The organism is Candidatus Schmidhempelia bombi str. Bimp (genome assembly GCF_000471645.3).
Lineage (GTDB): Bacteria > Pseudomonadota > Gammaproteobacteria > Enterobacterales > Orbaceae > Utexia > Utexia bombi.
Genome location: NZ_AWGA01000136.1, coordinates 1 through 3,974, shown reverse-complemented (window position 1 = coordinate 3,974; position 3,974 = coordinate 1). Strand labels below are relative to the sequence as shown.

At 31.7% G+C, this 3,974-nt stretch carries 4 protein-coding genes; 2 read left to right on the top strand and 2 right to left on the bottom strand.

Annotated features, from left to right (window positions below; translation table 11 throughout):
* Positions 1-1,711: protelomerase family protein (locus O970_RS09785; RefSeq protein ID WP_133459507.1), on the top strand; the 1,711-nt coding region annotated here is incomplete at its 5' end.
* 799 nt (positions 1,712-2,510) lie between these two features.
* On the opposite strand, the gene O970_RS09780 is transcribed toward O970_RS09785, so the two are convergent.
* Together O970_RS09780 and O970_RS09775 are read right to left on the bottom strand one after the other, a co-directional pair.
* Positions 2,511-3,062 (bottom strand): PH domain-containing protein, encoded by a 552-nt coding sequence (locus O970_RS09780; protein WP_133459506.1) that lies wholly within the window; start codon positions 3,060-3,062, stop codon positions 2,511-2,513.
* Between the two features lie 141 nt (positions 3,063-3,203).
* A complete protein-coding gene (locus O970_RS09775) occupies positions 3,204-3,521 on the bottom strand; it encodes a hypothetical protein (protein WP_133459505.1) in 318 nt (105 codons plus the stop codon).
* 147 nt (positions 3,522-3,668) lie between these two features.
* Between O970_RS09775 and O970_RS10045 the strand changes: the two genes are divergently transcribed.
* Positions 3,669-3,821 (top strand): hypothetical protein, encoded by a 153-nt coding sequence (locus O970_RS10045; RefSeq protein ID WP_166667122.1) that lies wholly within the window; start codon positions 3,669-3,671, stop codon positions 3,819-3,821.
* Positions 3,822-3,974: the final 153 nt, after the last annotated feature.

Below are 3,974 nucleotides of genomic sequence, written 5' to 3'. Positions count from 1 at the left end.
ACTAGCTGACTCATTACTTAAAGATATCAATACAATCGAGCAATCAGATATCAATCAAAGTGAAAAAACATCTAAATACAAATCCTTAGCTCGCCAATTTAAGAATGCTTTGTATCACGACCGCAGAAAATATAAAGGAAAAAATTTAGAAAATAGAATTTCTCTAAAGACATATGCTAATTATTTATCACGCACAAGAAAATTATTTGATGATAGACTACATCACTTATTCTTTAAGAAAATCAATAAACTAACTATTAATTATCCAACATACAAACCATTATTTGAAAGCTGGCATAATAAAAAAGCATCAACAATTCGAATTGAACTATTGTCACTTAAAGTAAAACTAAAGAGTTGTATTCTATTATTAGAAAAATATAACCCATCAAGTACAAATGACCTTTTAAAAAAAGCTTACCCTGAATGGGAAAAGTCAATCCACGACAAAACAATAGAGGAAGAAGCCAAAATCGCTAGGTTACTACTCAACGATTTAAATAAACTAAAAGTAAATCATGAGATAATGTATCACCTAACCCTTGATAGCACTGAAAAATTAGCCATAAAAATGAAAACCGATGAGAATTTAAATAAGAAAAAAAGAAATATCGTATTAATAAATTACCAAGAATATATAAAACAATTAAATCAAATAATTAACCTACCAGATGAAACTTTCTCTGGGCTTACTCGCAGTAGCATAGCTAATCTAAGCTTTGCATTAGCCGCGGTATCTGGACGCCGTATGATAGAAATCTTATCCACTGGAAAAGTAAAAAGAATATCTAAATACAAAATAGCCTTTTCTGGACAAGCAAAAAAAAGGGTTCAAACAACTGATACTGAACGACAAATTTATACACTAATAGATAGTCGCTTATTCATAAAAAAACTTAATTTATTAAGAAATTCGCCCGCACTAAGTGACCTTGAACATATTCTTAACAAAAACTCAGACGACCTAACAAAAACCAATAATATAAAAATAAATAACGTTTTTGACTCTCCTCTCAATAATTTTGCCAAACAATTTTTTAATGACAAACAACGTGTATTCAAAGACACCCGAGCCATTTATGCCAGAATAGTGTATGAAAAATATTTTATCCGTGACAAACGTTGGAAAAATGTTGATGAAGATGTCTTCTTTGCTGAAATTCTTGGTCATGATGATGAACAAACGCAACTGTACTATAAACAATTTAAGCTAAAAGACTTCAATCCTAATTTTTTACCCAAAATTGAGGAAAATACAAAACTTAAAGCACTGCAATTGCTAGACGACGACATGCCAAAACTGGCGAGACAAAATGCGGCTGTGAAAATTCATGATTGGGTAAAACAACAAATCTCAACAAACCCTAATATAAATATCACGACATACAGTATAAGAAAAGCTATCCCCGTTAAACCTACTGTTGTAGCCAGATATCTAGAGCATGTTGCTGACGCATTAAAACTAGTTAAACAGCATGGAAGATACGAAAAAATTCATAACAACAATATTATTATCACTGACGATAACCACAATATTACTACACATCATATTATTGACAAACAAAAACCTAAGTTTCATAGTCAAAAACTCATTAACAATCAATGGTTAGTGCAATATATTTACCAAGGAAATGCCTATGTATGGACCGGTAATGCTGATAATGCTGAAGATGCTATCCATCACGCCTGGGCGGAGCATGATGACCACTAACAAATTTATCTTATCGACAATCATTATTTAAGTTAAAGATTCTACTATAAGATAATATCATTGACTTAACATAAAGCATTCCCTATCAAAAATGAATGGGTAGGAATGCCTATATACTTTGATGTTTGAGCTAGACTTAAACCCTATCATTCAACTTATCTAATTATCTCCCTAGTCAACAATATCGCTAAGCCTGCCATAATCATCCACACTTAAGCTTAACCAAAGCACTACACACTCATCATTATTCTTTTGGAGCAAACAGGATAAAGCTCATCATATATATCCGCGCCTCGCGTAAAACATTACATGCAAAGCTTAGATTAAGGCAGCTAATTTGGTTATATTCAATCAACTTTGCTTCAAATATCCGCCTCTTTCCTCCCATTTTTCTTCTAACTGAGCGCAATAAATTTAATGCTAATAACCATTTAATTAGACTGAGCTTGATGGTAATAAATCAACTTTCTATTCTAACCGATACCATATTACTCTATCAGATAAATTAAACAAGTCATTTTGAGAATAATGAATTCCAACATTAACAATAATAAACCGCTACCTATCTACCACATTAAATGCATATAATAAATAATTATAAATACCAAGTATTAACCACAAATCAGACAAATGCCTAAATTCCTAATTTTCAACAATCCAAGGCTTTGTAGCTGCTTGCTCTTCGATATAGCTTTCATTACTGCTCACCTCAACTTTGGTGGCGAACGCCTTACGAATAGCTCTACCCCCTCTAAATATTTTTCAAACAGCCACTTGCCGTTGAATTGCTTTAGTACACTCATCCTAAAATTTTTGCTTTTTGTACTTGAAATTCTTCTTCTGTGATAATGCCTTTTTCTTTTAATGATGCTAGACGCTCTAATTGTTCGAACGGGTCATTATTATTAGCGGGAGAGTGCTGGGTGTTTGTGCTTTGTTTTAGCGCTTCCATTGCTTCTTTAACCATATTAGTAAATACTAGCACGCCGTTTTTTGAGACTTTTTCGACCGTGTACGTGAACCCGTCTGCGGCGATTGAGATTTCACCAAACAGTATCTTGGTTTCTCCGCCAATCGATGAAATATGGTTTAAATCTAATGCTACTTGTTTTAATCCAAAAAACATACCTTTATCTAAAAATATTACTCGATAGTTGGTTAAAATAATCAACCATGTTTTCCCGTTCATATACCCCGATGATACAGCAATCGGTGTTTCGTTAGGCATAGCGATTTGTGGAAAATGCAAAAATTCTTTTTTAGTCAAAATACCGTCATCACGAGATAGTTCTTTCAATCGTTTAAATTCAGCTAATAATTCGTCTTTTGTTGCTGTTTTGTAATCAATCATTTTATTTCTTTCCTGTTTTTTATTGTTTATTAAAAATACTACTTTTCCATAACTGATACTCATCATCAGTAATAGCAACTCTACCTTTTAGTGCTGCTATTTGTTCTAATTTTTCTAATGCTTCTTACTGTCTATGTTCTTCTAATTTTTGGTTGATTTTTCCAAAAAAGAGTTTTTTTGTGAATATGTTTCGATAGATTGTAAGTTTTGTTTCTGTCGATTATTTCTTGTTTTAATTGCTTTAATAATCCATAAAACAAAAGATACAGGTGCGATAAAAGAGGAGAAAGAACCTACAATAGCAACTAATAAATAAGGTTTATTATAACTGTCGTATGGCAGCATCAAACAAACAATAAACGTTAATAAACTAGCAAAAAATACATATTCAACAGTAATTCTTTTCTTCATATTATCTATATTCCTATATTTTAAATTATTATTTTCTTGGTACTTCATCTAATTCAATTGCCTTTAATTAATACTCTGAAATTTTCATCCCATCCCCTTTACTTTTTAATTGATTATTCAGATAGGCTACACTAATGAGAACCCGTTTAATTAAGTCATTGCTATGATAAACAAAAAAGCAAGAAGGAACCAACAATGACAAATCCCCTTTCAAGAAGAGAAAAACGCAATTTTACTAACCAATTTAAAAAACAGTTAGCACAGATAGTGATATTATACCAAAATGGTAAAAAACAAGCCGATATTATCGCTAAGTTTAATTTCACTAAATATGTATTAGATAGATAAAGCAATATCACAGGTCTGACAAGTTTACCACACAAGCTAATCGTAGTACTCAAAAAAATAAGCTTATACCCCTACCTAAAGATAATAAGCGTTTGTTAATGGAAAATAACATCCTAAAGCAAGCTGCGTTGATGATAGGACGCAAATCCAGTT

Bases quoted from the DNA above. Each gene is read 5' to 3' on its own strand.
- O970_RS09780 (WP_133459506.1), bottom strand. From the start codon at position 3,062: ATGATTGATTACAAAACAGCAACAAAAGACGAATTATTAGCTGAATTT.
- O970_RS09775 (WP_133459505.1), bottom strand. From the start codon at position 3,521: ATGAAGTACCAAGAAAATAATAATTTAAAATATAGGAATATAGATAAT.
- O970_RS10045 (WP_166667122.1), top strand. From the start codon at position 3,669: ATGACAAATCCCCTTTCAAGAAGAGAAAAACGCAATTTTACTAACCAA.